The 26,957-nt window shown below is 70.1% G+C and carries 28 protein-coding genes and 1 pseudogene; 12 read left to right on the top strand and 17 right to left on the bottom strand.

What is annotated here, in order from left to right; genetic code table 11:
- Positions 1-4: 4 nt before the first annotated feature.
- The 3 genes from AB0I23_RS00710 to AB0I23_RS00700 form a co-directional block, all read right to left on the bottom strand.
- Entirely contained in the window at positions 5-625 is a 621-nt protein-coding gene (locus AB0I23_RS00710) for a nucleotidyltransferase domain-containing protein (RefSeq protein WP_359105462.1), read from the bottom strand.
- Between the two features lie 71 nt (positions 626-696).
- Positions 697-1,608 carry an NAD(P)H-binding protein gene (locus tag AB0I23_RS00705; RefSeq protein WP_359105460.1) on the bottom strand — a complete coding sequence of 304 codons (912 nt, stop codon included), beginning with the start codon at positions 1,606-1,608 and terminating at the stop codon, positions 697-699.
- Positions 1,605-1,949 carry a DUF952 domain-containing protein gene (locus tag AB0I23_RS00700; RefSeq protein ID WP_359105457.1) on the bottom strand — a complete coding sequence of 115 codons (345 nt, stop codon included), beginning with the start codon at positions 1,947-1,949 and terminating at the stop codon, positions 1,605-1,607. The genes AB0I23_RS00705 and AB0I23_RS00700 overlap by 4 nt, the downstream gene beginning before the upstream one ends.
- A 112-nt stretch (positions 1,950-2,061) precedes the next feature.
- Between AB0I23_RS00700 and AB0I23_RS00695 the strand changes: the two genes are divergently transcribed.
- Complete coding sequence (locus AB0I23_RS00695; RefSeq protein ID WP_359105454.1) at positions 2,062-2,391, top strand: hypothetical protein; 330 nt, start codon at positions 2,062-2,064, stop codon at positions 2,389-2,391.
- A gap of 21 nt (positions 2,392-2,412) precedes the next feature.
- On the opposite strand, the gene AB0I23_RS00690 is transcribed toward AB0I23_RS00695, so the two are convergent.
- The 6 genes from AB0I23_RS00690 to AB0I23_RS00665 form a co-directional block, all read right to left on the bottom strand.
- Positions 2,413-2,772: a GntR family transcriptional regulator gene (locus AB0I23_RS00690; protein WP_359105452.1), complete on the bottom strand. Its 360-nt coding sequence runs from the start codon at positions 2,770-2,772 to the stop codon at positions 2,413-2,415.
- A 2-nt stretch (positions 2,773-2,774) separates the two neighbouring features.
- A complete protein-coding gene (locus AB0I23_RS00685) occupies positions 2,775-3,746 on the bottom strand; it encodes a DUF1648 domain-containing protein (RefSeq protein WP_359105449.1) in 972 nt (323 codons plus the stop codon).
- Between the two features lie 116 nt (positions 3,747-3,862).
- The gene (locus AB0I23_RS00680; protein WP_359105447.1) at positions 3,863-4,531 is read right to left on the bottom strand and encodes a DUF6304 family protein; all 669 of its coding nucleotides are present in this window, start codon (positions 4,529-4,531) and stop codon (positions 3,863-3,865) included.
- 67 nt (positions 4,532-4,598) lie between these two features.
- Positions 4,599-5,195 carry a GNAT family N-acetyltransferase gene (locus tag AB0I23_RS00675; protein ID WP_359105444.1) on the bottom strand — a complete coding sequence of 199 codons (597 nt, stop codon included), beginning with the start codon at positions 5,193-5,195 and terminating at the stop codon, positions 4,599-4,601.
- Positions 5,196-5,306: 111 nt separating this feature from the next.
- Positions 5,307-6,350 carry a family 2 encapsulin nanocompartment cargo protein polyprenyl transferase gene (locus AB0I23_RS00670; protein ID WP_359105441.1) on the bottom strand — a complete coding sequence of 348 codons (1,044 nt, stop codon included), beginning with the start codon at positions 6,348-6,350 and terminating at the stop codon, positions 5,307-5,309.
- A 216-nt stretch (positions 6,351-6,566) separates the two neighbouring features.
- A complete protein-coding gene (locus AB0I23_RS00665; protein WP_359105438.1) occupies positions 6,567-7,973 on the bottom strand; it encodes a family 2B encapsulin nanocompartment shell protein in 1,407 nt (468 codons plus the stop codon).
- A 177-nt stretch (positions 7,974-8,150) separates the two neighbouring features.
- On the opposite strand from AB0I23_RS00665, the gene AB0I23_RS00660 reads away from it, so the two are divergent.
- The 4 genes from AB0I23_RS00660 to AB0I23_RS00645 all read left to right on the top strand — a co-directional run bounded on the left by AB0I23_RS00660 (position 8,151) and on the right by AB0I23_RS00645 (position 11,575).
- On the top strand, positions 8,151-8,597 hold the full coding sequence (locus AB0I23_RS00660; RefSeq protein ID WP_359105435.1) for an RrF2 family transcriptional regulator: 447 nt from the start codon (positions 8,151-8,153) through the stop codon (positions 8,595-8,597).
- Positions 8,598-8,680: 83 nt separating this feature from the next.
- Positions 8,681-9,877 (top strand): globin domain-containing protein, encoded by a 1,197-nt coding sequence (locus AB0I23_RS00655; protein WP_359105432.1) that lies wholly within the window; start codon positions 8,681-8,683, stop codon positions 9,875-9,877.
- Between the two features lie 138 nt (positions 9,878-10,015).
- Entirely contained in the window at positions 10,016-10,603 is a 588-nt protein-coding gene (locus AB0I23_RS00650; protein ID WP_359105429.1) for a peptidoglycan recognition protein family protein, read from the top strand.
- A gap of 54 nt (positions 10,604-10,657) precedes the next feature.
- A complete protein-coding gene (locus AB0I23_RS00645; RefSeq protein ID WP_359105426.1) occupies positions 10,658-11,575 on the top strand; it encodes a 1-aminocyclopropane-1-carboxylate deaminase/D-cysteine desulfhydrase in 918 nt (305 codons plus the stop codon).
- Here AB0I23_RS00645 and AB0I23_RS00640 read toward each other — a convergent pair.
- Entirely contained in the window at positions 11,542-13,152 is a 1,611-nt protein-coding gene (locus AB0I23_RS00640) for a Na+/H+ antiporter (RefSeq protein ID WP_359105423.1), read from the bottom strand. The genes AB0I23_RS00645 and AB0I23_RS00640 overlap by 34 nt on opposite strands.
- Before the next feature lie 35 nt (positions 13,153-13,187).
- On the opposite strand from AB0I23_RS00640, the gene AB0I23_RS00635 reads away from it, so the two are divergent.
- The 3 genes from AB0I23_RS00635 to AB0I23_RS00625 all read left to right on the top strand — a co-directional run bounded on the left by AB0I23_RS00635 (position 13,188) and on the right by AB0I23_RS00625 (position 15,042).
- Complete coding sequence (locus AB0I23_RS00635; protein WP_359105420.1) at positions 13,188-13,448, top strand: UBP-type zinc finger domain-containing protein; 261 nt, start codon at positions 13,188-13,190, stop codon at positions 13,446-13,448.
- 230 nt (positions 13,449-13,678) lie between these two features.
- On the top strand, positions 13,679-14,092 hold the full coding sequence (locus AB0I23_RS00630; RefSeq protein WP_030915678.1) for an anti-sigma regulatory factor: 414 nt from the start codon (positions 13,679-13,681) through the stop codon (positions 14,090-14,092).
- On the top strand, positions 14,089-15,042 hold the full coding sequence (locus AB0I23_RS00625) for an RNA polymerase sigma factor SigF (protein ID WP_436846852.1): 954 nt from the start codon (positions 14,089-14,091) through the stop codon (positions 15,040-15,042). The genes AB0I23_RS00630 and AB0I23_RS00625 overlap by 4 nt, the downstream gene beginning before the upstream one ends.
- A gap of 76 nt (positions 15,043-15,118) precedes the next feature.
- On the opposite strand, the gene AB0I23_RS00620 is transcribed toward AB0I23_RS00625, so the two are convergent.
- Complete coding sequence (locus tag AB0I23_RS00620; protein WP_359106220.1) at positions 15,119-15,496, bottom strand: hypothetical protein; 378 nt, start codon at positions 15,494-15,496, stop codon at positions 15,119-15,121.
- 225 nt (positions 15,497-15,721) lie between these two features.
- Here AB0I23_RS00620 and AB0I23_RS00615 point away from each other — a divergent pair, with 225 nt between their 5' ends.
- On the top strand, positions 15,722-16,690 hold the full coding sequence (locus tag AB0I23_RS00615) for a diacylglycerol/lipid kinase family protein (protein ID WP_359105417.1): 969 nt from the start codon (positions 15,722-15,724) through the stop codon (positions 16,688-16,690).
- Positions 16,691-17,011: 321 nt separating this feature from the next.
- The gene (locus AB0I23_RS00610) at positions 17,012-17,269 is read left to right on the top strand and encodes a WhiB family transcriptional regulator (protein ID WP_003953983.1); all 258 of its coding nucleotides are present in this window, start codon (positions 17,012-17,014) and stop codon (positions 17,267-17,269) included.
- 199 nt (positions 17,270-17,468) lie between these two features.
- Here AB0I23_RS00610 and AB0I23_RS00605 read toward each other — a convergent pair whose 3' ends face one another.
- Complete coding sequence (locus tag AB0I23_RS00605; RefSeq protein WP_359106218.1) at positions 17,469-18,935, bottom strand: sensor histidine kinase; 1,467 nt, start codon at positions 18,933-18,935, stop codon at positions 17,469-17,471.
- Positions 18,936-19,289: 354 nt separating this feature from the next.
- Positions 19,290-19,551, bottom strand: a pseudogene (locus AB0I23_RS00600) (SIS domain-containing protein); the annotation flags it as partial.
- A gap of 153 nt (positions 19,552-19,704) precedes the next feature.
- On the opposite strand from AB0I23_RS00600, the gene nagB reads away from it, so the two are divergent.
- Positions 19,705-20,490 carry a glucosamine-6-phosphate deaminase gene (gene nagB / locus AB0I23_RS00595; protein WP_359105415.1) on the top strand — a complete coding sequence of 262 codons (786 nt, stop codon included), beginning with the start codon at positions 19,705-19,707 and terminating at the stop codon, positions 20,488-20,490.
- Between the two features lie 451 nt (positions 20,491-20,941).
- On the opposite strand, the gene AB0I23_RS00590 is transcribed toward nagB, so the two are convergent.
- The 4 genes from AB0I23_RS00590 to AB0I23_RS00575 all read right to left on the bottom strand — a co-directional run bounded on the left by AB0I23_RS00590 (position 20,942) and on the right by AB0I23_RS00575 (position 25,731).
- On the bottom strand, positions 20,942-22,543 hold the full coding sequence (locus tag AB0I23_RS00590) for a glycoside hydrolase family 3 protein (RefSeq protein ID WP_359105412.1): 1,602 nt from the start codon (positions 22,541-22,543) through the stop codon (positions 20,942-20,944).
- A gap of 9 nt (positions 22,544-22,552) precedes the next feature.
- Positions 22,553-23,383 carry a carbohydrate ABC transporter permease gene (locus tag AB0I23_RS00585; protein WP_359105409.1) on the bottom strand — a complete coding sequence of 277 codons (831 nt, stop codon included), beginning with the start codon at positions 23,381-23,383 and terminating at the stop codon, positions 22,553-22,555.
- Positions 23,380-24,366 (bottom strand): carbohydrate ABC transporter permease, encoded by a 987-nt coding sequence (locus AB0I23_RS00580; RefSeq protein WP_359105406.1) that lies wholly within the window; start codon positions 24,364-24,366, stop codon positions 23,380-23,382. The genes AB0I23_RS00585 and AB0I23_RS00580 overlap by 4 nt, the downstream gene beginning before the upstream one ends.
- An 84-nt stretch (positions 24,367-24,450) precedes the next feature.
- Complete coding sequence (locus tag AB0I23_RS00575) at positions 24,451-25,731, bottom strand: extracellular solute-binding protein (protein ID WP_359105403.1); 1,281 nt, start codon at positions 25,729-25,731, stop codon at positions 24,451-24,453.
- A 302-nt stretch (positions 25,732-26,033) separates the two neighbouring features.
- Between AB0I23_RS00575 and AB0I23_RS00570 the strand changes: the two genes are divergently transcribed.
- On the top strand, positions 26,034-26,804 hold the full coding sequence (locus tag AB0I23_RS00570; protein ID WP_359106216.1) for a GntR family transcriptional regulator: 771 nt from the start codon (positions 26,034-26,036) through the stop codon (positions 26,802-26,804).
- Positions 26,805-26,957 lie beyond the last annotated feature (153 nt).

The raw sequence follows: 26,957 nt of genomic DNA, 5'->3' as shown, positions 1-26,957 counted from the left end.
TTCCTCACCACTGACTGCGCAGCCTCACCGCCCACGGGTGGTCGGCGCCGTGCGCCAGGGTGATGGTCTCGGTCAGCCAGGCGCGTTGGTCGGCGCTCAGGACCGGCAGAGCCGTCGCGAAGTCCTGGTCGTCCTTGGGACGCCGGGACTTCGCCTTGTACAGCAGCTGCACCTGCAGGACCAGGTACGGGATGCCGTCCCCCGAGACCCGGCCCAGCCGGTCGAGCGGAAGGCGGATGCGGGGGTCGCGGCGGAAGACCCAATGGCCGTTGTCGTCCGCCTCGTCGAACATGAGCTGGACGCGCCAGGGCTCACCGGGGCCGGGACGGCACCAGATGTCGTGGACGTGGGGCGGCAGCGTCTCGCCGGGCAGCCACGGGCGCAGGGTGCCGGGCGGGTCGGCGGCCCACCACTCCCAGCCGGCGAGCACCTGCTGGGCGGTCAGCTGGTCGCGGCGGAGCAGCAGGACGTCGATGTCGGCATGGTCCCGGAAGGCGTGCCCGACGGCCAGTTCGACCGCGTATCCGCCCGCGATCCACCAGGGGGTGTGCAGCGCGGAGAAGCGGCGGGCGACTTCAGCGAGCGGGGCGGGTTCCCACGGGCCCCAGGCGGTTTCTGTGCGCATGTGCCGTCGTTCCGTCCCATCGGATCGGTCCGGTCCGGTCCGGCCGGCGTCCCGGCCGGACTGCCGGAAGTTCAGCCGGTCCTGAGCAGGTGCCGGTAGCTGTCCGGATGCTCCCGGAGGTACGTGGCCAGGTTCTGCGCCGGACGGCCGGTCAGACGCGGTACGGCGTCCGAGACGGTGGCCATCTCGCCGGTCGCGATCGCCTCGTAGGACGTCACCCAGCCGGCCACCTCCCAGTCCGCCGCGCCGTACTGCGCCCGTGACGCGTATGCCTCCTCCCGGGTCTCCGGGTGGTAGGTGATGGTCCGTCCGGTGGCTCGGCTCAGTTCCTCGGCTGCTTCGGCGAGGGTGAATGCCTCCGGTCCGGTGAGGTCGTACGTCACCCCGTCGTGGCGGGTGTCCGCGCTCTCGGTGCCGGCCAGCAGGACGGCCGTCGCCGCGTCCGCGATGTCCTCGTGCGCCACCGCGGCGGCCCGGCCGTCGCCGCCCGGGCCGCGCAGCACCCCGTCGGACCCGGTCATCGCCGGGATCCCGGCGAGGTACCAGCTGTCGCGGAGGAAGGTGGAGCGCACCTCGGAGACCCGGATGTGCGCTTCGGTGTGCCAGTGGTCGCGGGCGAAGGTGAACGTGGCGTCAGGTGCGGCGCCGAGGAAGGACACGTACACGACGCGTTCGACACCGGCGGCGACCGCCGCGTCCACGGCGGTGGTGTGTTCGCGTACCCGGTCGGGGCTCTCGTGCGCGGAGACGAGGAACAAGGTGTGCGCCCCGGCGAGCGCCCGGCGCATGGCCACCCCGTCACCGTAGGAGGCGGGTGGAGCGGCGACCGCGCCGGGCAGGTCCGGCAGCCGGGACGGGTCACGGCCCAGCAGCCGCACGGGGACGCCGGCGCGCACGAGCCGCTGGGCGACGCGGCCGCCGACTGCGCCGCTCGCTCCGGTGACCGCGATGATCGGGGCATCGGTGGGCGGTGTGGTGTTCATGCGGGGCTGCCTTCCTTGCGCGGCCAGGAACGTACCTCCACGACGGCGTCCACCGGGACGGGGCCGTAGATGTGCGGAAACTCTTCGCCGCCGGGCACAAGCGCCTCGTACCGCACGGGCACGGAGAGCCGCGCGGGGTCGATGACGAGCACCACCAGGTCGGCCGGGGTCTCGGCGCCGTACAGCGTCTCGGCCACGCCGGGAAGCTGGTGGGGCAACGAGCAATGGATGAAGCCCTCTTCGTGCAGGGTGCGGCCGCGGGTGGACGTCTCGTACGTCCCGATCCCGCGGGCCGCCTCCCACAGAGGGCCTTCGGTGAGGTGCAGCAGGAGTTCGGCCATGGGGCCAAACTAACCGCGCCGGCGCATCCTCCGGGCCATCGGCGTGGCCAGTGAACCGGCCGGGTGCAGCCCGGTCTTGGCGGCGGCCCCGTTGGGCAGGAAGCTGCCCGGCGTGGCGGGGTCCGGCTTCGGGGCCGGGGCCGTGTGGCTGGCCGAGATCTTCGACGGTCCCGCCGACTCCACCGCGAGGCTCGGCAGGCACAGGCACTTGCGCACCCATCTCGGACTGTCGATCACCGAGCCGCGGCGGCTGCGCTGGATGGAGCTGATGACGGCGGCGGTCGACAGGGAGCTGCCGGACGACGAACTGCTGCGCCGCCGCGTCGTGGAGTACTTCGACCGGGGTACGAAGATCGCACGCGATGTCTCGGCGTCCCCGGCCGGTGAGGACCTCGGCGACCCCGGGCCGACACCGCGCTGGGGATGGGACGGCCTACGCTGACCCCAGCCCCTTCAACGGCCTTCATGTGTGGTCGAGTTCGGCACGGATCAGGGCCAGCAGTTCGTCCTCCGTCATTCCCAGCCCGCGTGCGTCCGCGACCACGTCGCGTACGTGCTCCATCAGCCGGGCGCGGTGCGGCGAGGCGCCACCGGTGACGACCGCGCCCCGGCCCCGGCGCAGTTCGATCAGCCCTTCCTCGCGGAGCTGCTGGTAGCCGCGGAGCACCGTATGGACGTTGACGCCGAGGGACTCGGCAAGGACCCGGGCGGCGGGAAGCCGCTCGCCCGGGACCACCGCACCGTCCGCGACGGCCCGGCGGACGCAGGCCGCGATCTGGTCGCCGAGTGGCACGGTGGAGGTGGGATCGACCCGGAAGAGCATGGTCAGTGCCCCGCCCTGTGCCGGTCGATCAGGGTGTTGAGGAGCGCGGCACCGGTCGCGGAGTCGTCGACGGTCACCGCGAAGTCCCGCCCATCCGCGAGCCTCGCCACGATCCCCTCGCCGGAGCGGATCACGACCCCGGTCCGTCCGGGCCTGATGCGGTAGCCCCAGCCGCCGTACTCCGCGAGGGCGTTGATGTCCCTGCTGGTCGCCGACTCGATCCGGTCGAGCGGCACCCGGATGCGGGGCCAGGGCAGCATCCCGGAGACGGTGATGCCCCGCCGGTCCACGCTCACGTACGGCCGGGCGAAGCTCGCCGGCAGCACGCCGACGATCAGCAGCGGAACAGCTGCGGACCAGCTGCCGACGAAGAACAGGACGACTCCGAGGACGAGGAGTCCGAGTGCGACAAGCGGCAGCCACCAACTGTCGGCGCTGTGCGCCCATGCGGCGACCTCCCCGTCGGCGAGCACGATGCGCTCTCCGTCCACGGCCTCCGCGGAGCGGCCCGGCTGCTGCGGTACGGGGCCGAGAGCGGCCAGCACGAATCCGAGGCCGCCGGCGAGCGCGGCGACACCGAGGGCGGCGGCCGGCTGCCACATCGGGAACGACACGTCCGGCGCGCCTTCGCCGGCGTCCAGGTTCACGACCAGCACGGCGGTCATCAGATAGCCGAAGAATCCGGCGAAGGCGTATCCGCCGGCGACCAGCAGGCGGTAGGCCCGGCCGGAGAAGTTGCCCTTCACCACCATGGCGGCCCACACGGCACCGGTCACCACGAGCAGGACGACGTCGACGAGGGCGTACGACGTCCGGCCCGCATGGCCGTTCGCCTGCCCGCCGGCCTCGAAGTGACTGGCCAGCTGTCCGGGCAGCCGGTCCCGGAACGCGGCCAGCAGGACCAGGTCGACGACGAGCGCGAGCAGGAACGGCAGGGCGACAAGACTCGCGCGGCCGACATTCTTACGGTTCATTAAAACCTCCTTGTTCGCATGTTAGTAGAACAATGAGGCGGCAGTAAAGCGCTCGGCCCCGCACCGGGAAGGTTCAACCGGTGCGGGGCCGAGCGCGTCGTCGGTCGAGGCAGTGGTCAGGCGTGTTCGAGGGGGAACGCCCCGCGGTGTCCGGTGCCCGCGCCCTCCGCCGGGCGGGCCTCGAACTCACGGCAGCTCCAGATCTCCTGGACGAATCCGGTCCGCCGGTCCCACAGACCGATGACGTCGTCCTCGCCCGCCGCCCCCCGGTAGGCGTCCTTCGCGCCCCGGAAGCAGGCGAGGCCACCGGACAGTCCCCGGCCGGGCGCCGGGAAGTAGTCCGAGAACGCGCAGGCGATGCAGGTCTGCAGACGGACCCCGGGTGGCAGGATGCGCTGGATCGTGGCGAGCGCGGTGGCGAAGTCGCACTCGGCCCGGCGCGAACCGTAGACGGCGCCGCCGAAGTGCAGCTCCAGATGGAGATCGGCGTCCGGGCGACGCAGCGACAGCAGACAACTGAGAGTGGCCTGATGGACCGCGCCGTCCGAGATCACCGGCAGGGGCAGGTCCCACTCCAGCACGCAGTCGGTGAGCGCGCCGTCCGCCAGGGCGAACATGCCGCTCTCCGGCGGCATGCCCGAGACCGGACCGAGGTCGTCGAAGCTCTCGCCCTCGAAATCGACGCCCCGGATCCGGATGCGGAGTAGCTGTCCGTCGGTGGTGAGGAGGATGGCGTCGGAACCCTGGCGGTCCCGGTACCAGCCTGCCCATGACTCGTCTGTCATGGGCACGGACTGTAGCCCGTGCCCGTCGGCGTTCCCCTGCCGCCCTCCACTTGCGTGCCGGTCGGACTCAGCCCGCCTGCGGTTCGCGCCACATGGGCCACATCGCCGGGCCGTCCGGAAGATCCACGGTCGTGCCCATGAAGGTGAACCCGAGCCGTTCGTAGAGCCGACGGCTGCGCGCGCTGCTCGCCTCCAGATAGGCAGGAACACCGTCGCGGTCGCAGCGCTCCAGAACATCGGCCATCAGGGCTGCTCCGATCCCCTCCCCCTGACGTTCCGGGGACACCGCTATCAAGAGCAGATACTCATGGGCCCGGTCGTGCGGATGGATCGCACCCGTCAGCTTCCCGACCAGCTCGGCCCGCTCGTTGTCGGGGTCCGCTGTCGCCCGCATCAGCGCAGGGGTGGGGTCCTCCTCCGTGGGTGCACCGGCGGGCACCGGCAGCCAGAGCGCCACGGCTGTGCCGTCCTCCAGCAGATCGATACGGCCTTCGTCGAGCGCGACATCGACGAAGACTCCGAGGAACTTTCCATGGACGGCCCGGCGGTGCGTCACGTCCGGGAAGACCCAGCTGCTGACCGGGTCGTCGTGGAACGACTCGTCCAGGAGCCGCACGACCTGCTCCCGGTCCGCCGTGTCCGCCTGCCGTATCCGTACGCCCATGCCCGGCTCCCGCCCTCACTCGTCAATGAACTCGCGACCTCAACCTACGTACGGAATCTTAGAGTTGAAGCTGTGCAGGCCCGGTGGGCGCCCGCCGCCTCCTCTCTCCGGTCAGTGCGTCCGGCGGGTGACGAACTCCGCCAGGGCCAGCAGGTCGCCCGCGGCGGTCAGGTCGGGCACCGCCCGGGACAGATGGTGGACGGCGCGGGCCATCCGGTCCGCCGCGCACGCCTGTGCCCAGTCCCGGCCGCCGGCCCGGTCGACGGCAGCGGCGGCGCGGCTCACCTTGCCGGACGTGTTCAGGGCACCCCGGTAGAGCCCGGCGAGTTCGGCCGCGGCCGGGGTGTGGGAGGTCAGGGCGGCGACCACCGGCAGGGACTTCTTGTGGGCCGCGAGATCCGCCCCGACCGGCTTCCCGGTCTGCAACGGGTCCCCCCAGATGCCGATCAGGTCGTCGATGAGCTGGAAGGCGAGGCCCGCCTCCCGGCCGAAGCCGTCCATCGCGCGGACCGCCCGCTCCTCCACACCCGCGTACAGCGCGCCGAGCGCGCAGGCGCAGCCGAGGAGTGCGCCGGTCTTGGCGGTGGCCATGGCGAGGCACTCGTCCAGTGAGACCTCGTCGGGGTCGCGTTCCTCGAAGGAGCAGTCCGCCTGCTGGCCCGCACACAGCTCGATGACACAGCCGGCGAGGCGGGCCGAGGCGCGCGCCGACGCCGGGCGGGCGTCCTCGGCGAGCAGCCGGTGGGCAAGGGCGAGCATGGCGTCGCCCGCGATGACGGCGGCCGGGATGCCGAAGACCGTCCAGGCCGTGGGCCGGTGCCTGCGGGTCCGGTCCTCGTCGATGACATCGTCGTGCAGGAGGCTGAAGTTGTGGACCAGCTCCACGGCCACGGCTGCCCGCACCGCCCGCTCGGGTTCCCCGCCCACCGCCCTGGTCGCGGCGAGGACGAGCGCGGGCCTGATCGCCTTGCCGGCCTGCCCGGTGGCCGTGGCGCCGTCGGCGTGCTCCCAGCCGAAGTGGTACATCGCGACGCGTCGGATGGATCCGGGCAACGATTCGACTGCGGACCGCAGTTGTGGGTCCACAAGATTCCGGGTGCGTTCCAGGAGCGCCGCGGCCTCGTTACCCTCGGTGGCGGCGTCCGTACTGATCATGGTCACAGGCTCCCCTGGGGCGCCCCCGGACCGGGGTGCGCCGGCCCGGGAGCGTGGGTGGATTCGGTGAGCGCCCGGGTCCGGAGCAACCCGGGCCGGGGCGTGGGTGGATTCGGCGAGTGGGTGGTTTCCACGGGGCATCGCGGTCATGCGCGACCCCGGCCGAGGCCGTCACGGGCGGGGACCCGGACCCTGGCGGCACGGGTCCCCTGACCGTCAGCGCCAGCGGCTGACCTCGACGTTCTCCAGGACGCCCAGGGCGTCCGGCACCAGGACGGCCGCCGAGTAGTAGGCCGTCACCAGATACGAGATGATCGCCTGCTCGTCGATGCCCATGAACCGGACCGAGAGGCTCGGCTCGATCTCGTCCGGGATGCCGGTCTGCTGCAGTCCGACGACCCCCTGCTCGGCCTCGCCCGTTCGCATGCAGATGATCGACGTGGTGCGGGCGTCGGTGACCGGGATCTTGTTGGACGGGAAGATCGGCACCCCACGCCAGGCGGGCACATGGTGTCCGCCGATCTCCACACTCTCCGGCACCAGTCCGCGCTTGCTGCACTCGCGGCCGAAGGCGGCGATGGCCCGCGGGTGCGCGAGGAAGAGCTTCGATCCCCGGCGGCGCGAGAGCAGTTCGTCCATGTCGTCGGGGCTTGGCACCCCGTCGTGCGGCTGGAGGCGCTGCCCGTAGTCGCAGTTGTTGAGCAGTCCGAACTCGCGGTTGTTGATCAGCTCGTGCTCCTGGCGCTCGCGGAGCGCCTCGACCGTGAGCCGCAGCTGCTGCTCGGTCTGGTTCATCGGCTGGTTGTAGAGGTCGGCGACCCGGCTGTGGACCTTCAGCACAGTCTGGGCGACGCTCAACTCGTACTCACGAGGAGCCGATTCGTAGTCCACGAACGTGTGCGGGACGACGGCCTCGCCGACATGGCCCGCGGAAAGGTCGATCTCCGCCTCCCCGTACTTGTTGGTGCGCTGGTGGGGGATGTTGAGCAGCCCGGTGAGATGCGCGCGCAGCGAGTCCGCCCGCTCGGCGAGGTTGAGCACGTCCGCCCGCCTCAGCGTGAGCACCGTGCACGCGGTGACGGCACGTGCGGTGTACTCCCAGACGGCGTCGCCCTCGATCAGCGAGTGGTCACCGAAGTACGCCCCGTCGGCGTGCACACCGAGCACGGCCTCGTCGCCGTACGGGCCGGCGCCGACCTTCTCGACCTTGCCGTGCGCCAGCAGGAAGACCCGGTCCGCCGACTCCCCGGAGGCGGCGATCACCTGTCCCGCGGCGATCTCGCGCTGTTCGCACCGGCGGGCCAGCTCGGCGAGCACCTCCTCGTCGCCGAAGTCCCGCAGGGCGGGCAGCTCGCCGAGTTCCGCGGGGATCACCGTGACCCGGTCACCGGTCTGCACGAAGGTCACCCGGCCGTCCCCGACCGAGTAGCTCAGCCGGCGGTTCACCCGGTATGTGCCGCCCTGCACCTGCACCCAGGGGAGCATGCGCAGCAGCCACCGCGAGGTGATCTCCTGCATCTGCGGAGCGGACTTGGTGGTCGTCGCGAGGTTCCGCGCGGCCGCCGTGCCCAGACTCTGCTGCGGCGGTACCTGCGCGTCCTGAACCTCTTCACCAACGGACATCTGACGTCCTCTCGATCATCGGCTGACCTGCGTGAAAAGCCTTTCAGCATGGGGACTCGGTACGCCATTACACAAAAGGGTGTGACTAATCGGCCTTTGGGATGGGCACGACGCTCCGCGATGTCCACGAGCTCGGTTAACTTGCATCTCAGATGCAAGTTATCTAGCGTGGCGGTCATGCGGCTGACGAAATTCACCGACGTGGCGCTGCGTGTACTGATGCGCCTCGCCGTCGTGGAGAACGAGGATCCGCCGACCACCCGGGAGGTGGCGGTGACCATGCAGGTGCCGTACACCCACACCGCGAAGGTGGTCGCCCGGCTCCAGCACCTCGGCCTGGTCGAGGCGCGACGCGGCCGCGGCGGCGGGCTCACCCTCACCGGAGCCGGCCGGTCCGCATCGATCGGCGGACTCGTCCGCGAGCTCGAAGGGCCCGGCGATGTCGTCGAGTGCGAGGGCAGCACCCCATGCCCGCTGCGCTCGGCCTGCCGGCTGCGCGGCGCCCTGCGCCTGGCGGAGGAGGCCTTCTACGCCTCGCTCGACCCGATCACCGTCGCCGAACTCGTCACCTCCCCCACCGGCCCCCTGCTGATCGGCATCAGCAGCAGCCGTCCCGCCGACTGAATCCCCCGCCCGGCACAGCCCGGCCTCACCCCTGCCGAAAATAAGAATCTCACATACCAATTAACATCCTGAGGAGTCCACCGATGCTCTCCGAGTCGTCGACCGCCACTGTCCGTGCCACCCTCCCCGCCGTCGGCGCAGCTATCGGGGACATCGCCGATCTCTTCTACCGGAAGCTCTTCGACGCCCACCCCGAGCTGCTGCGCGACCTCTTCAACCGCGGCAACCAGGCCTCCGGCGCCCAGCGCCAGGCCCTCGCGGGGTCCATCGCCGCCTTCGCGACCCAGCTGGTCGAGCACCCGGACACCCGTCCCGACGTGATGCTCAGCCGGATCGCCCACAAGCACGCCTCGCTCGGCGTGACCGCCGCACAGTACGAGGTGGTGCACACCCACCTCTTCGCCGCCATCGCCGAGGTGCTCGGCGACGCGGTCACGCCCGAGGTCGCGGCCGCCTGGGACGAGGTCTACTGGCTGATGGCCAACGCCCTGATCGCCATCGAGGACCGGCTCTACGCCCAGCGGGGCCTCGTCGCCGGCGACGTCTGGCGCGAGTGGGAGGTGGTCGCGAGGATCGAGGAGAACGACGAGGTCGCCACCTTCCAGCTGCGCCCGGCCGACGACGCGCCCGCGCCCGCCTTCCGGCCCGGCCAGTACGTCTCCGTGCAGGTGGAACTGCCCGACGGGGCCCGGCAGATACGGCAGTACAGCCTTTCCGGTGGTCCCGGTTCCCAGCTGCACTCGATCACCGTCAAGCGGGTGCACGGCGGCGGTTCGCCCGACGGCGAGGTCTCGGCGTATCTGCACAGCGTCACCCGGGCCGGTGACCGGCTGCGCGTCTCCGCGCCGTACGGCGATCTGGTCCTCGACGCCGTCGACGCCCCGCTGCTGCTCGCCTCCGCGGGCATCGGCTGCACCCCGATGCTGTCGATGCTGGAGCACCTCGCGTCGACCGGCCACCGGGCCCCGGTCACGGTGGTGCACGGCGACCGCTCCCCCGCCGACCACGCCCTGCGCGCCGACCACGCACAGTTCACCGCCAAGCTCCCGGACGCCGCAGCCCACTTCTGGTACGAGAACCCGGAGCCCGGCCACCCGGTCGACCGCACCGGTCTGGTCGACCTGGGCAGCGTCCCGGTCCTGCCCGGCACGCACGCGTACCTCTGCGGTCCGCTGCCCTTCATGCGAGCCGTACGCACCCAGCTGCTGGCCAAGGGCGTCCCGGCGGCCGACATCCACTACGAGGTGTTCGGCCCCGACCTGTGGCTCGCCGAGGGCTGAGCCGCTCCGGGTGCTCGCGGAATTGACCGGATCGGCTCGCACGCCGGTCGAACAGAGGGCTCGGGAATGGCCCGGAGCCCGGCACTCCGGTACAAGCGCTGCAGGACTCGCTCCCCCACGCGCGTCAAGGAGTCGGCCATGTCCTCACCCATGTCCGCGAGCACCTTCCTCGGAGCCCTGGCGAACGAAGGGCTCACCGTCGTCCAGGTCGGCGACTGGCGTACGCACAACCGCAACCACAAGGGCCCCTGGGGACCCGTCAACGGCGTGATGATCCATCACACCGCCACCAGGGGCACCGAGGCCACCGTCCGCATCGGCCGTGACGGCCACCCGGAGCTGCCCGGCTCGCTCTGCCACGGCGTGATCGCCAAGGACGGCCGGATCCATCTGGTCGGCCACGGCCGCACCAACCACACCGGGCTTCCCGGCGACGACGTCCTGCGCGCCGTCGTCGCCGAGAAGCGCCTGCCGTCCGCCAACGAGGCCGACACCGACGGGAACAGGCGCTTCCACGGCTTCAAGTGCGTGAACCTCGGCGACGGCGAGGACCCCTGGCCCGATGTCCAGCTGGACGCCGTCGAGAAGGCCGCCGCCGCGATCTGCCGCCACCACGACGGAACCTCCCGGTCCGCCATCGGGAACAAGGAGTGGCAGTCCGGCAAGGTCGATCCGCGCGGGCTTCACGATGGACTCCGTGCGCGCCCGGAATCCGCGACCGGCTGAAGTAGCCCGCACGCCCCGCCCGAGGTCACCGGAGCACCGGGCGACAATGGGCGCATGCCCTGTGACCCGCCCGCCCTCTCCCGCCTGCGGCCGGCGCTCCCCTCGCCCCTGCAACCGGCCGAGGACGAGCGCTTCGCCCGGCACGGCGTACGGCTGCTGCTCAAGCGCGACGATCTGATCCACCCCGATCTGCCGGGCAACAAGTGGCGCAAACTCTCCCCCAACCTGGCGGCCGCCGCCGGGCGCACCGTGCTGACCTTCGGCGGTGCGTACTCCAACCATCTGCGCGCCACCGCCGCCGCCGGCCGGCTGCTCGGCTTCCCGACCATCGGCGTCGTGCGCGGCGACGAGCTGGCCGGCCGCCCGCTCAACCCGTCGCTGGCGCAGTGCGCGGCGGACGGCATGCGTCTGCGCTTCGTGGACCGTGCGACGTACCGCGCGAAGGCCGATCCAGCGGTCCTGGCGGGGCTGCTGAGCGACTACGGGGACTGCGTCGTCGTCCCCGAGGGCGGCAGCAACGCCCTGGCCGCACAGGGCTGCACAGCGCTGGGGCGGGAGCTGCACGGCCGGGCCGACGTGGTCGCGGTGGCGTGCGGCACCGGTGGCACCCTCGCCGGTCTCGCCGCGGGCCTCGCACCCGGTCAGCGGGCACTCGGCATCCCGGTGCTGCGCGGCGGCTTCCTGGGGGCCGCGGTACGGGAACTGCAGCGGGAGGCGTTCGGCGGCCCGGCCGGGGCATGGTCTCTGGACGAGCGCTTCGCCTTCGGCGGCTACGCCCGTACGACGCCGGAGCTGCACGCCTTCGCCGACGACTTCGAGAACCGCCACGGGCTGTCCGTCGAGCGGCTCTATGTCGCCAAATTGCTCCATGGACTGACGACACTCGCCCAGGAGGGTGCGTTCGCTCCGGGCACCACGGTCGCCGCTGTCGTCACGGGTCAGCCCTGGGGGGCGTCGGACTCCTCCCGGTAGGCCGCCGCCTCCTCCAGGTCCAGCCGCCGCAGCAGGTTCCGCAGCATCTCGTCGTCGATCCGACGCTCGTCCCGCAGCCGGACGAAAACGGTGCGCTCGGCCTCGATCATTTCTCCGGCCAGCCGCCGGTAGGTGTCGTCCGCCGACTCCCCGGTCAACGGATTGGAGGCGCCGAGCCTCTCCCACACGGCGTTGCGGCGGCGCTCCAGGACGGTGCGGAGCCGGTCGGCGAGCGGTCCGGGCAGACAGTTGCGCGGGTCCTGGAGAAGTTCCTCCAGGCGCGCCTCGGCAGCGGCGGACGCCTCGCTCTGCGCCTGCGCCTCGGCGAGGGTCTGCGACTGTTGGTCGCGCCCCGGGAGCTTCAGGACCCGCACCAGGAGCGGCAGGGTGAGTCCCTGGATGACCAGCGTGCCGATGACCGTCGTGAAGGTCAGGAAGAGCACCAGGTTGCGGGCCGGGAAGGCGTCCCCGGCGGTTGTCACCACCGGGATGGAGAAGGCGATGGCGAGCGAGACGACGCCGCGCATCCCGGCCCAGCCGACGATCAGGGGCGCGGTCCAGTTGGTCCCGGGCTCGCGCTCCCTGATCCGCTTCGACAGCCACCGCGGCAGATATGTGGCCGGGTAGACCCAGATGAAGCGGACCACGACGACGGCGAGGAACACGGCCACCGCGTACCAGAGGGCGTCCACGACGGCATAGGTACCGAGCCCCTTCAGCACGAAGGGCAGCTGCAGTCCGATCAGCGCGAAGACCGCCGACTCCAGGATGAACGCGACCATCTTCCACACGGCCGCCTCCTGGAGCCGGGTCGCGAAGTTGACCTGCCAGGAGCGGTGTCCGACATAGAGCGCCACGACGACCACGGCAAGCACTCCGGAGGCATGCACGCGTTCCGCCGCCGCGTACGCCACGAAGGGGATCAGCAGCGACAGGGTGTTCTGCAGCAGGGCTTCCTTGAGGTGCGTGCGGAGCCAGTGCAGCGGCACCATCAGCACCAGACCGACTCCGACACCGCCGACCGCCGCGAGGAGGAACTCGCCGATCCCTGCGCCCCAGCTGACGCCCTCGCCGACAGCGGCGGCCAGCACCACCTTGTAGGCGGTGATCGCCGTCGCGTCGTTCACCAGGGACTCGCCCTGCAGGATCGTCGTGACCCGGCTGGGCAGCCCGACCCGGCGGGCGATGGCGGCCGCCGTGACGGCGTCCGGCGGCGCGATGACGGCGCCCAGCACCAGCGCGGCCGTCAGCGGCAGGCCGGGCACCAGCCAGTAGGCCAGCCAGCCGACGGCGAAGGTGGCGAAGAGGACGTAGCCGACCGAGAGCAGGGCGATCGGCCGGACATTGGCCCGAAGATCGAGGTACGAGCTGTCGACCGCGGCCGTGTAGAGCAACGGCGGCAGCAGCAGGGGCAGCACGATGTGCGCGTCCAGGGTGTAGGTCGGCACCCCGGGCAGGTAGGAGGCGAGCAGCCCCGCGGTGACCAGCAGCAGCGGGGCCGGTACCGGGGTGCGCCTCGCCGCGCCCGCGATCGCGGCACTGGCCGCGACCAGTGCCACCAGCGGCAATGCGTCCATCTCACGGTCCTCACATCCGTCGTAACCTGACAATCATGAGTGAGTGCCCGCACGTTCTCGAACTGCCCCGCCCCGAGCCCGCCCCGCTCAGCGCCACATGCCCCGAATGTCGTGCCGCGGGCACCCACCCCGTACAACTGCGGCTCTGCCTGGTCTGCGGCCATGTCGGCTGCTGCGACTCGTCGCCCCTGCAGCACGCGACGGGACACTTCAAGGAGACCGGCCATCCGGTCATGCGGAGCTTCGAAGTGGGCGAGAGCTGGCGCTGGTGCTTCGAGGACGGTTCGATCGTCTGACGTCTGGGTACGTCAAACCGGCGCCGGTTCTTCGTTATTGCCCGCCGCAGACCCCTAGCCACTGTGTGTGCTCATGGGTTTACCATGAGTGACAGTCCTGGGATGGGGTCCGACGACACGGCATCATGGATCGCGATAGCGTCGCCGGACCTAGAACCGAAGACGTACCGCATGGCTCCGGGGCACCCTCCCGGAACCTCGAATGAGTTTGTGCCACCTTGGAGGTGAGGGTGTCCCAGATCGCAGGCGAGCCCGGGAATCAGGACTTCGTGGAAGTCCGACTGCCCGCTGCGGGTGCCTACCTGTCGGTGCTGCGTACGGCCACGGCCGGTCTCGCAGCGCGCTTGGACTTCACTCTCGACGAGATCGAGGATCTTCGCATCGCGGTCGACGAGGCCTGCGCGATCCTGCTTCAGCAGGCCGTGCCGGGCTCCGTCCTCAGTTGCGTGTTCCGGCTCGTCGACGATTCCCTTGAGGTGACGGTGGCCGCCCCGACGACGGACGGCCGGGCCCCGGAGCGCGACACCTTCGCCTGGACGGTGCTCTCCGCACTGGCCGGCAAGGTCGACTCCACGGTCGCCGACGACCGTACGGTCAGCATCAGCCTGTACAAACAGCGCGGCGCGGGACCCGGGCCGGCGTGAGCAACGGGAACGGGGACGGTCCTGTGCGGGACGAGACGATCCGACCAGGGGTGGTGCGACCAGCAGGCATCCCGGAGCAGCAGGCCCTGCCCCATCCGGTGGACGGGGCGGACGGGCCGGTGGTCCGTACGGTCGCGGTGGAGCAGTCGCAGGCGGAGCGGGCAGGCCAGATGAGCGAGCACGGGCACCACGATCCACATGACCGAAGCGGGGCGCGGGCGCTCTTCTACGAGCTGCGGGAACTCCCCGACGGCTCGCCGGAGAAGGCCGAGCTGCGCAACCGGTTGGTGCGGATGCATCTGCCGCTCGTGGAGCATCTGGCCCGCCGGTTCCGCAACCGCGGCGAGCCGCTCGACGATCTGACCCAGGTCGCCACGATCGGCCTGATCAAGTCGGTGGACCGGTTCGACCCGGACCGCGGCGTCGAGTTCTCGACGTACGCCACGCCGACCGTCGTCGGCGAGATCAAGCGCCACTTCCGCGACAAGGGCTGGGCGGTCCGGGTGCCGCGTCGGCTGCAGGAGCTGCGCCTCTCGCTCACCACGGCCACCGCCGAGCTCTCCCAGCAGCACGGCCGGTCGCCCACGGTGCATGAGCTGGCGGAGCGGCTGGGGATCTCCGAGGAAGAGGTCCTGGAGGGCCTGGAATCGGCCAATGCGTACAGCACGCTGTCGCTGGACGTGCCGGACACGGACGACGAGTCCCCCGCGGTGGCGGACACACTGGGCTCGGAGGACGAGGCGCTGGAGGGCGTCGAGTACCGGGAGTCGCTGAAGCCGCTGCTGGAGGACCTGCCACCGCGGGAGAAGCGCATCCTGCTGCTCCGGTTCTTCGGCAACATGACCCAGTCGCAGATCGCACAGGAGGTCGGCATCTCGCAGATGCATGTCTCGCGTCTGCTGGCGCGCACACTGGCGCAGCTGCGCGAGCGGCTGCTCGTCGAGGAGTAGCCGGACGGGCCGCGGGCGGTTCGGCGGCCGTACCGTGCGCTTCCGCGCCCAGGTACGGACGCGCCGGCCCGCCTGGTCACGCCTCCGGCGTCGCGCCCGGCCCCCGGATGCCGAGCGCTTCCCTGGTCGTCGGCCTGGCCAGCTGGAAGAGCGCCGTCAGCGAGACCGCGGCAAGGACGATCCCGGCCGGGATCAGCGCGCCGTGCGACCGCAGCAGCGTCCAGGCCACCGGCAGCGCGATGATCTGTGTGATGAGCGCCGGGCCGCGGCTCCAGCTGCGCCGCCGCATCAGTCCGCGTGACGCGATCAGCGGGATCAGACCCAGTGCGATCAGAGTGACCCCGCCCATCTCCGCCTGCTGCGGGCTGTCGGGCCGACCGAGCAAGCCCATGACCAGCATGTAGATCCCGCCGAGGGCGAGCGCCGCGCCTTCGAGGGCGTTGAGTCCGGCCACGAGGGCGATCCTGGCCGGCTTCGTCGGCTCGGCCATGGGCGACGAAGGCGCCGAGTTCTGCTGAGTACTCACCCTTGCAGGTTGACATCCCGGCCCGGTGAAAGCGAGGCCGGGGTCCTGACCGGGGCGCCCCGTCCGAACCCCTCGCAGCCGGGCCGTCACCGAACGTGAAGGGCAGGGGGCAGGGCTTCAGGCCGGTACTGCACGGTAGGTAGTCTGACGGTCATGCGCGCACTCCTCGTGGTCAATCCTGCTGCTACCACCACCAGTGCGCGTACCCGTGACGTGCTCATCCACGCGCTCGCCAGCGAGATGAAGCTGGAGGCGGTGACCACGGAGTACCGGGGGCACGCCCGGGACCTGGGACGACGGGCCGCGGACTCGGACGACATCGATCTCGTCGTCGCCCTCGGCGGCGACGGCACGGTCAACGAGGTCGTGAACGGTCTGCTGCACCGCGGCCCCGACCTCGACAACCAGCCGAGGCTGGCCGTGGTCCCCGGCGGTTCCACCAATGTCTTCGCGCGCGCCCTCGGTCTGCCGAACGACGCGGTGGAGGCGACCGGCGCCATCCTGGACGCGCTCGCCCACCGGACCGAACGCACGGTCGGCCTGGGACTCGCGGCCGGCACGCCGGGCACCGAGGACGAGTCCGTCCCCGAACGCTGGTTCACATTCTGTGCCGGTCTCGGGTTCGACGCGGGCGTGGTCGGGCGCGTCGAACAGAAACGCGAACGCGGGAAGCGGTCCACACATGCGCTGTACGTGCGCCAGGTGGTCCGGCAGTTCCTGGAGGAGCCGCACCGGCGGCACGGGGTGATCACGCTGGACGTCCCCGGCCAGGCCCCGGTCACCGGGCTCGCGCTCTCCATAATTTCGAACACCGCCCCCTGGACCTACCTGGGGAATCGCCCGATGTACGCATCCCCGAAGGCATCGTTCGACACCGCCCTGGATGTCCTCGGGCTGAAGCGTCTCTCCACTCCGGCGGTCGCCCGGTACGGCACCCAGCTGCTCACCTCGAGCCCCGAGAAGGGCCCGCACGGCAAGCACGCGGTTTCACTGCATGACCTCACAGACTTCACCTTGCATTCAAAGGCGCCGCTGCCCTTCCAGATGGACGGTGACCACCTGGGCCTGCGCACGAGTGTGACGTTCACAGGCGTACGCCGTGCACTGCGTGTGATTGTGTGAGCGGAAGGGGCTAAAGTCCTTTAACTCGAACGTTTGGACTGGCCTCCACCCCATGGAAGTACGGCTGTGACCTAGCCGACACCGAGGAATCAAAAAAAAGTTTCCAGAAGGGGTTGTATCCGCCGCCGAGGTTTGCGAATCTCTACATGGCGATCGGGACGGCCCACAACAACGGCCTCCACTGAGAGCCAGAACCCCTCCTCACTTGCACAGGACCACAACCAGTTCATCTGGGCGTCGGCCCATCAGCTGTGGAGGGATTCGTGAAAGCGTTCACATTCACAAGCAACGTGTATGTAATACCAAGGAGAGGTAGCAGCCATGGACTGGCGTCACAACGCCGTTTGTCGTGAGGAAGACCCCGAGCTGTTCTTCCCCATCGGCAACACCGGTCCTGCGCTGCTGCAGATCGAGGAAGCCAAGGCCGTCTGCCGTCGCTGCCCCGTCATGGAGCAGTGCCTGCAGTGGGCGCTCGAGTCCGGCCAGGACTCCGGCGTCTGGGGTGGCCTCAGCGAGGACGAGCGCCGCGCAATGAAGCGCCGTGCCGCTCGCAACCGGGCGCGTAACGCCAGCGCCTGATTCGACGCCACCGCTACGAGCCTCAGTCAGGCGGCGCGTACAGAGCGTACGCACGAACCCGCCCCCCGAGTCGCAGCGCGCAGCACCCCAAAAGCGCATGCATGAAGCAGTGGGCCCGGACCGTGATCAACGGTCCGGGCCCACTGCTTTGTGCGTTCCCGTTCATGCCGTCCGGCGGATGCGCCCCGGCGGTGGCCGATCACTTCTCCGGGCGGACCGGGATGTCGAGGACCACCTGGGTGCCGTGTTCGGGGGCCGGGACCATGCCGAACGATCCGCTCAACTCGCCCTCCACCAGCGTCCGTACGATCTGCAGCCCCAGGTTGCCGGCCCGCTGGGGGTCGAACCCCTCGGGCAGCCCGCACCCGTCGTCCTGGACGGTGATCAGCAATCGCGCCCCGGCCGGTGAGCCGCCGCGCACCGCCGAGACCTCGACCGTGCCGGTCTGGCCGACGGTGAATGCGTGTTCCAGGGCGTTCTGCAGCACCTCGGTGAGCACCATGGCGAGCGGAGTGGCCACTTCCGCATCGAGGATGCCGAAGCGTCCCGTACGCCGGCAGGTGACCCGGCCCGGGGAGATCTCGGCGACCATCGCGATGACCCGGTCGGCGATCTCGTCGAACTCGACCCGCTCGTCCAGATTCTGGGACAGCGTCTCATGGACGATGGCGATCGAACCGACGCGCCGCACCGCCTCGTTGAGAGCTTCGCGACCCTGCTCGGAGTCCATCCGGCGAGCCTGCAGACGCAACAGGGCAGCCACTGTCTGGAGGTTGTTCTTCACCCGGTGATGGATCTCCCGGATGGTGGCGTCCTTGGTGATCAACTCGCGCTCGCGGCGACGTAGTTCGGTGACGTCACGGAGAAGGACCAGGGAGCCGATCCGGACCCCCTTGGGCTTGAGCGGGATCGCCCGGAGCTGAATCACGCCGCCCGCGCACTCGACCTCGAACTCGCGGGGCGCGTAACCGCTCGCCAGTTTGACCAGGGCCTCGTCCACCGGGCCGCGGGAGGGGGCGAGTTCGGCGGTGGTCCGGCCGAGGTGGTGTCCGACGAGGTCGGAGGCGAGACCGAGGCGGTGGTACGCGGAGAGGCCGTTGGGGCTGGCGTACTGGACGACACCGTCGGCATCGAGCCTGATCAGGCCGTCACCGACGCGGGGCGAGGCGTCCATGTCGACCTGCTGGCCCGGGAACGGGAAGGCCCCCGCGGCGATCATCTGGGCCAGGTCGGAGGCCGACTGCAGATAGGTGAGCTCCAACCGGGACGGGGTACGGACGGTCAGGAGGTTCGTGTTGCGGGCGATGACGCCCAGGACCCGCCCCTCACGGCGCACAGGGATCGACTCGACCCGTACCGGCACCTCCTCGCGCCACTCCGGGTCGCCCTCGCGCACGATCCGGCCCTCGTCGAGCGCCGCGTCCAGCAGCGGGCGGCGGCCGCGCGGCACCAGATGGCCGACCATGTCGTCCTGGTACGAGGTGGGTCCCGTGTTGGGCCGCATCTGGGCGACGGACACATAGCGGGTCCCGTCGCGGGTGGGCACCCACAGGACGAGGTCGGCGAAGGACAGGTCGGAGAGCAGCTGCCACTCCGAGACCAGTAGATGCAGCCACTCGAGGTCGGTGTCGCTGAGGGCTGTGTGCTGGCGGACGAGGTCGTTCATGGAGGGCACGTGTGCGAGCGTACCTGTGGATACGCACGGGTTCCGAACCGAACGAGCTGTCCGTACGTGCAAGGGGAGAAGGGCCGGAAATTGGCTTGCTCCGACGGATGGACAGACGAGAATGGTCTAGTCCACAATGCTCAAGACAGAGCTTCCACTCTCCCGCACAGGAGAGTGGATCGAGGTACCCGCGCTCTCTGCCCTGACTGCGCCGGTACCTCCCCCGGCCGGGGGCACCGCACACCGCCGGCCGAGCAACTCCGGGCTGCGGTGCCGGACGGGCTGAGGGTCCCGTCCTGGCGCCGCGGCCCGCGGGTGTTTCTGCGGGCCCGCCGCCGGAGACCGGCACGGCCAACGGGTCTCGGTGACCTTGGCCGGCGCACGGGGCGCGTCGGCGTCCTGGCCGCGGGCGATCGTCACCGCGTACGCCAGCATCTGCAGCGGCAGGATCTCCAGAATCGGCTGGACCTCCTCGGCGACCCCGGCCGCCGGCAGCACGAAGCCCGCGGACGCCGCCTCCACCCGGGCCTTCGGGCCGGCCATAAAAAAGGTCCGCGCCGCCGCCGCACAGCCGGTCCAGGACCGGCTGGAGGGCCTCGCCGCCGTTCGTCCCGGTCGACCACGGGGCACGGGAGCGCCGCCGGCGGGCGGCGGCCGGACAGTGCACGAGGGATACCCGGACGTCACCGGCGGGTTGCCAGGCTCTGCTAGATTGGCCTTATATTGGTCTATACCACATGTCGCGACTCTTCAGATCGGCAGGCCCCGCGTGGAAGTTGTCATCGTCCCGGACGCCAAGGCAGGCGGCGAACTCATCGCGGGGGCCATCGGCGCCCTGCTGAGCCGCAAGCCCGACGCCCTCCTCGGCGTTGCCACCGGCTCGACCCCGCTGCCCATCTACCAGGCGCTGGCGGCCAAGGTGCGCTCCGGCGAGGTGGACGCTTCGCGTGCGCGCATCTGCCAGCTCGACGAGTACGTCGGACTGCCGGCCGGCCATCCCGAGTCGTACCGTTCGGTGGTGCTGCGCGAGGTCGTCGAACCGCTCGGACTGTCCGAGGATTCCTTCATGGGCCCGGACGGTTCCGCCGAGGACGTCCAGGCCGCCTGCGAGGCGTACGACCAGGCGCTCGCCGCGGCGGGCGGCGTGGACCTGCAGCTGCTCGGGATCGGCACGGACGGGCACATCGGCTTCAACGAGCCGTGCTCCTCGCTGGCGTCCCGTACCCGGATCAAGACGCTGACCGAGCAGACCCGGGTCGACAACGCGCGCTTCTTCGGCAACGACATCAGCCAGGTGCCGCACCACGTCATCACCCAGGGCATCGGCACGATCCTGGAGTCCCGCCACCCGGTCCTGCTGGCGACGGGCGAGGGCAAGGCCGAGGCGGTGGCGCTGACCGTCGAGGGGCCGGTGGCGTCGTTCGTACCGGCGTCGGCCCTGCAGCTGCATCCGCATGCGACGGTGGTCGTGGACGAGGCCGCGGCGTCGAAGCTGAAGCTGGCGGACTACTTCCGGGCCACGTATGCGGCGAAGCCGCGGTGGCAGGGGATCTAGTGCCGTGACCGGCAATGTTTGCCCGGAAGGAGCGTCGTCCGGTGCGTGCGATCGCAAGGCGGCCGGAAGTCCTTGGATGGGGTCTCCCCTGCTCGAACGGAGTTGAGAGCTTGGGGAAGGAGCTACCAGGGCTTTTGGCCAACGCGGCGAGCGTGCGTGCTGGGCGGCGCGACGGGGCATAGCTTGCCGGGAGGGGCACTAGCGCCGCGACCGGCAAGGTTGCCCGTCAAGGAGCGGCGGCCGGTGCGTGTGATCGCAACGTGGCCGGGCGCCCTTGTAGCGAAGCTGACTGGGCTTTTGGCCAAGGCCGCGAGCGCGCGTGCCAGTCGCCGCGACGGGGCAAACCTTGCCGGTCGCGGCACCAGGTCGCCGGGCACACGGAAGGGCCGGGGCACCGTGTCGGTGCCCCGGCCCTTCCGTGTTGCCGTCGCGACGGCTGGGCGCCTCGTCCTCAAGCCGGACGGGCTTGATTCTCCGGGCCGGAATCACCGCGGAACTGCGTGCGACCCTTCCCGTCTCCGGCTCCGTACGGTCCGGGCGTTCCCGTGATGGCCTCTGCCGCCGCCTGGCCGCAGACCCGGGCCGCGCCATGGGTGGCTACGTACAGGGCGCCTCTCGGCGACTCCTGGGGGACGCCCATTTCGACGACCACCGTGTCGGGGCGCCCGGCGATCAGGGCGTCGACGGCGTCCGTCATCCACGGATGGCGGTGGGCGTCGCGGACGACCGCGACGATGCGGCGGTCCCCCGCGGCGTCCAGGACCGCTGTCACGGGCGCCTCGGTCTCGCTGTTGTACGTGTCGGTGCCGGTGCCCGGCAGGATCCGCGTCAGTTCGGCCGCGACGCCCCACGGGGTCTCGTCGCCGACCGCTATGTTCGCGACCGGGGTGAACGCGGCGACGTACGCCGGCTCGGTCAGCGGTCCGGCCGTGCCGGTCACCTGCACCGCACGACGGGCGGCCATCAGGCCGATGTCGGAAGCGATACCGGTGCCGGGCGCGGTCCCCTCCTTCGTTGCCGCGTCCGGCTCCGGGACAGCCCCCCGCTGCGTCCAGGACGCGAGGGCGCGTACCCGTGCCGCCGCGTCGGCCAGCCGCTCCTCGGGCAGTTCGCCGGTCCGTACCGCCGCGACCAGCGCGTCGCGCAGCCGCAGCACGGTGTCCTCGTCGTCCAGCCCGCCGCCGACGCAGATCGCGTCGGCGCCCGCGGCGATCGCGAGGACGGAACCGCGCTCGATCCCGTACGTCGAGGAGATGGCCTGCATCTCCATGCCGTCGGTGACGATCAGTCCGTCATAACCCAGTTCCTCGCGCAGCAGACCGGTGAGGATCTGCGGGCTCAGCGTCGCCGGGCGGTCGGGGTCGAGCGCGGGAAGCAGAATATGCGCGCTCATCACCGATTTGGAACCCGCTGCGATCGCCGCCCGGAAAGGCACCAGCTCACGGGCGTGCAGGGTGTCGAGGTCCACATCGATGCGGGGCAGCGCGTGGTGCGAGTCGACCGCGGTGTCGCCGTGCCCCGGGAAGTGCTTGGTGCAGGCGGCGACCCCGGCGGCCTGCAGTCCCTCGACGTACGCGGCGGTGTGCCGGGCGACGAGGCGCGGGTCGGCTCCGAAGGACCGTACGCCGATGACCGGGTTGCCCGGGTTCGAGTTGACGTCGGCGGACGGCGCCCAGTTGAGGTTGACGCCGCACTCGGCGAGCCGGCGGCCGAGCTCCTGGGCGACCGCACGGGTCAGCCCCAGGTCGTCGACGGCGCCGAGGGCGAGGTTGCCGGGGAAGGACGAGCCATGACGCACCTCGAGCCGGGTGACATCACCGCCCTCCTCGTCGATCGCGACGAGTACGTCGTCGCGCTCGGCCCGGAGCTGCGCCGTGAGGGCGGAGAGCTGCTCCGGCGTCTGGATGTTGCGGCCGAACAGCCCGACGGAGCAGAGTCCCTCGCCGACTCGGCGCAGCAGCCAGTCCGGCGCGGTGGTGCCGGCGAAGCCGGGCTGCAGGACGGCGAGGGCGTCGCGCGTGACGGTGTCCGTAGTGGAGGTGAGCGTGGTCATGACGCGGCGTTATCCCTTCACGGCGCCGTCGGTAAGACCGCTGACGGCCTTGCGCTGCAAGTAGATGAAGAGGATCAGGATCGGGATCGCGAAGAGCGAGGAGGCAGCCATGGTCGCCCCCCAGTCGTCACCGAACGCGGTCTGGAACTGCGAGAGCCAGAGCGGCAGGGTCTGGGACTCGATGTCCTTGTTGAGGATGAGGACGAGCGGGAATTCGTTCCAGGCGGTGATGAAGCCGAAGAGCGAGGTCGCCATCAGACCGGGGCCGAGCAGCGGCAGGATCACCTTCATGAAGGCCTGCGGGCGGGTGCAGCCGTCGACCATGGCGGACTCCTCCAGTTCCTTGGGCACCGCGGCGACATAGCCGCGCAGCGTGAGGATGGCGAAGGGCAGGACCATCATCATGTAGAAGACCGTCAGCGGGACCAGGCTGTTCAGCATGTCCGCGTCGCGGACCAGCATGTAGATCGCGATGACCATGACTTCCCACGGCGCCATCTGCGCGATCATGAACGTCAGCAGGATGCCGCGGCGGCCCTTGAAGCGCATGCGCGCCATCGCGAAGGACGCCAGCAGCGCGATCACCAGCGAGGCGGCCACGGAGAGCACGGTGACGGTCAACGAGTTGCGGACCAGGGCCCAGAAGTGGTCCGCCGCGACGGCCTTCTTGAAGTGCTCCAACGTGATGTCCGTGGGGAACCACACCGGGGTGTCGGTGATGATGTCGCCGGTCGGCTTGAAGGCCGTGCTGAACATCCAGTAGACGGGGAAGGCGAAGCCTATGAAGAGGACGACCGCCGTCGCGTTGGGCCAGATCCGGCCGAACAGTGAGCGCCTCACAGCTCGTCCTCCTCTTGCTTGAGTACGGTGCGCAGGTAGTAGCCGGTCATCGCCAGCAGGACGATGACCGTCAGGAACGAGATGGCAGAGCCCATGCCGAAGTGCTGGTTGCCGACACCTTCGACGAAGGCGTAGACGGGCAGGGTCTCGGTGAGCCGGTCCGGGCCACCGCCGTTGATCGCGAAGAGCTGGGCGAAGGACTTGAAGACCCAGATGACTTCGAGGAACGTGGTGGCCAGCAGGAACGGCTTGAGGAACGGGAACGTCACCGAGGTGAAGCTCTTCCAGGTTCCGGCGCCGTCGAGCGAGGCGGCCTCGTACAGCTCCTTGGGGATCGTCGTCGACGCGGCGTACAGGTTGATCGCCACGAACGGGATGGACTGCCAGACGATCACCAGGGTGACCAGTGAGAAGGTGGAGAACTGGGTGCTCGTCCAGTTGTAGTCGGCCATCGAGTGCCAGCCGAGGCTGTCGAGCACATAGTTGACGACACCGAAGCGCTGGGCGAACAGCCACTGGTAGACCGTGGTCGCGGCGATGATCGGCATGGCCCAGGCGAGCACCAGGCCCAGCATGAGGAGCAGCCGCATCTTCTTGCCGAGGCGGGCGAGCAGCAGGCCGGCCAGGGTCCCGAGCACCATGATCAGGACGACATTGGCGGCGGTGAAGAAGACCGAACGCTCGACGACCTTCCAGAAATCTGAACTGCCGAGGACTTCGGCGTAGTTGTCGACGCCGTTCCACTCGGTCAGGTGCAGGATCAGCTGGCGCGGGTTGAGGTTCTGGAACGACAGCATGCCGTTCTTGACCAGCGGGTAGCCCAGGAGCACCGCTGTGGCGAGCAGTGCGGGCAGGAGGAGCAGGTAGGGGGCGGATGCACCGGCCCGCTGCGTGCTCGATGCGGCGGGACCACCGCGAGGGGCATCATCCTTGCGGACGCCGGCTGCCGGGACCGAGTCCACTTTTTCGGTCTGCACTGACATGCTCGCCATCTCTTCTTGGGCCGTACGGTCGAGTCACGCGGGAGCGCCGGAGGGCAGCAGGTGCCCGCCCCCCGGCGTGTGCGGTCAGCTCTTCTGCGAGAGACGCTTGTTGATCTCCGCCTCGACCGCCTTGGCGGCGTCGGCCGGGGACTTACCGTTCAGAACCGCAGTCATGTAGCTCTTGATCGGGTTCGGCGCGTTCTCGACAGCGGCCCACTCGGGGATGAGCGGGGTGGTGCCACCGGCGGCGGCGGCGGGGGCCGCGGCCTCGGCGGCGCCGTTGCCGGTCAGGTTGGAGTTGAGCGACTCCTTGTTCGGGATGACGCCGTTCTCCTTGGCCAGCTGGCCCTCGAACTGGTCGGACAGGGCGAGCTTCAGGAACTCCTTGGCGAGGTCCTGCTTCTTGCTGCTCGCGGCGACCGCGAAGTTGGAGCCACCGAGGAAGACGCCCTCGGGCTTGTCGGCGGTCTCACCCGGGATGGTGAAGTAGCCGATGTCGCCCTCGATCTTCTTGTTGGCCGCGATGGCCGTGCCCGCCTCCCAGCCCATGCCGACGAAGGCACCGACGTTGCCCTTGGCGAAGACCTCGGCCTGCTGCGGGGTGGCCTCGTCCTTGTCCTTGGGGGCCTTGGAGTAGGACTGGTACTTCTTGTAGAGCTCCATGGCCGCGGCGACCTTGGGGTCGGAGAGGTTGGAGACGTAGGTGTCGCCTTCCTTCTTCACAAGGTCCGCGCCCTGACCGATGGTCAGGCCGTCGAAGAAGTACCAGTTCTGGCCGGGCATGTAGATCGGCTCGGCCTTGCCCTTCTTCTTGATGGCGTCGAGGTCCTTGAAGAACTCGTCGCGCGTCTTCGGGGTGTCCTTGATGCCGGCGTCGGCCCAGACCTTCTTGTTGTAGATGACGACGCGGTTGGCGAAGTACCACGGGGCGGCGTACTGCTTGCCGTCGAAGACCGAGGACTTGTTGAGCGCGTCGACCCAGTCGCCGCCCATCTCCTGCTTGAGGTCGCTCAGGTCGGCGAGGCCACCGGTGGCCGCGTACGCCGGAGTCTGGGTGTTGCCGACCTCGAGGACGTCCGGCGGGGTCGACTCGGAGAGGGCCGTCGTGATCTTCTGCTGAATGCCGTCCCACTTCTGGGTCTGGAACTTCAGCGTGGCGCCGGTCTTCTTCTCGAAGGCGGCGGTGAGGTCCTTCGTCCAGCCGGGAGGCGTGGAGCCGTCCATGGCCCAGACGGTCAGCGTCTGGCCCTTGTAGCTGTCGGGGCCGGTCTTCTTGCTGCTGTCGGTCTTGTCGTCCGAGCCACAGGCAGTGGCACCGGCCAAGAGAGCCACCACACCAATGGCCGCGATGAGTCCGCGCTTCACGACACCCTCCTCAGGGATGCAAGAGAATCCCCCCACCACCCGAGATCGCCGTCCGTCGCACAATTACACGCGACGGGTACTGCCCGTGGGGCTGGGACCTGGTCTTTAATGGTTTAGACCAGTACTCGGAGCTTGGCCTAGACCTTTAGGGGTGTCAAGGGTGTATAAGAAGTGCACTCGCGTCCGTTACAGGACCGACACCTGAGGGAGGGCGACGAGTCGTGACCGGACCGTGCCACCATGAGCCGCGACAGACGGAGGAGCCGGTGACGGCAGCAACGCAGCAGTCGGGAAGGCGGGCCATGGGCGCCGACGGGGGCAGTGCGGAGAACGAGACGGGCGCGGGCGCGGGGACGCGCACCGCGCGCGTCCCGAAGTACTACCGGCTGAAGCGCCACCTCCTCGACATGACGGACACCATGCCGCCCGGCACCCCGGTGCCACCGGAGCGGACCCTGGCCGCCGAGTTCGACACCTCGCGCACCACCGTGCGCCAGGCGCTCCAGGAACTGGTCGTCGAGGGCCGGCTGGAGCGCATCCAGGGCAAGGGCACGTTCGTGGCCAAGCCGAAGGTCTCGCAGGCCCTGCAGCTCACCTCCTACACCGAGGACATGCGCGCCCAGGGGCTGGAGCCGACATCTCAGCTACTGGACATCGGATATGTCACGGCCGACGACACCCTCGCCGGACTGCTGGACATCACGACCGGCGGCCGGGTGCTGCGGATCGAGCGGCTCCGCCTGGCCAGCGGTGAACCGATGGCCATCGAGACCACCCACCTTTCGGCCAAACGCTTCCCCGCCTTGCGTCGTTCGCTGGTGAAGTACACCTCGCTCTACACGGCGCTGGCCGAGGTGTACGACGTACGGCTGGCCGAGGCCGAGGAGACGATCGAGACCTCGCTCGCCACCCCGCGCGAGGCCGGTCTGCTCGGCACGGACGTGGGCCTGCCGATGCTGATGCTGTCCCGTCACTCCCTGGACGGACACGGCGAACCGGTCGAGTGGGTGCGGTCGGTGTACCGCGGCGACCGCTACAAGTTCGTGGCGCGTCTGAAGCGGCCGACCGACTGAAGCCGCGGACCGGCTCCTGACCGGACAACTGTCCAGACCCGGGCAGAGCATCAGGAGTCGGTCCACCGGGCAGGATCCCTCCGCCGGCTCCGTCACTCCGTTGCCGGACCGCAATGCGGACAGGGGGTGACGGTGGCCGAAACCCTCCCCTAG

It is taken from the genome of Streptomyces atratus (assembly GCF_040655115.1).
Taxonomy (GTDB): domain Bacteria; phylum Actinomycetota; class Actinomycetes; order Streptomycetales; family Streptomycetaceae; genus Streptomyces; species Streptomyces atratus_D.
This window is presented reverse-complemented; position numbering and strand designations above follow the sequence as displayed.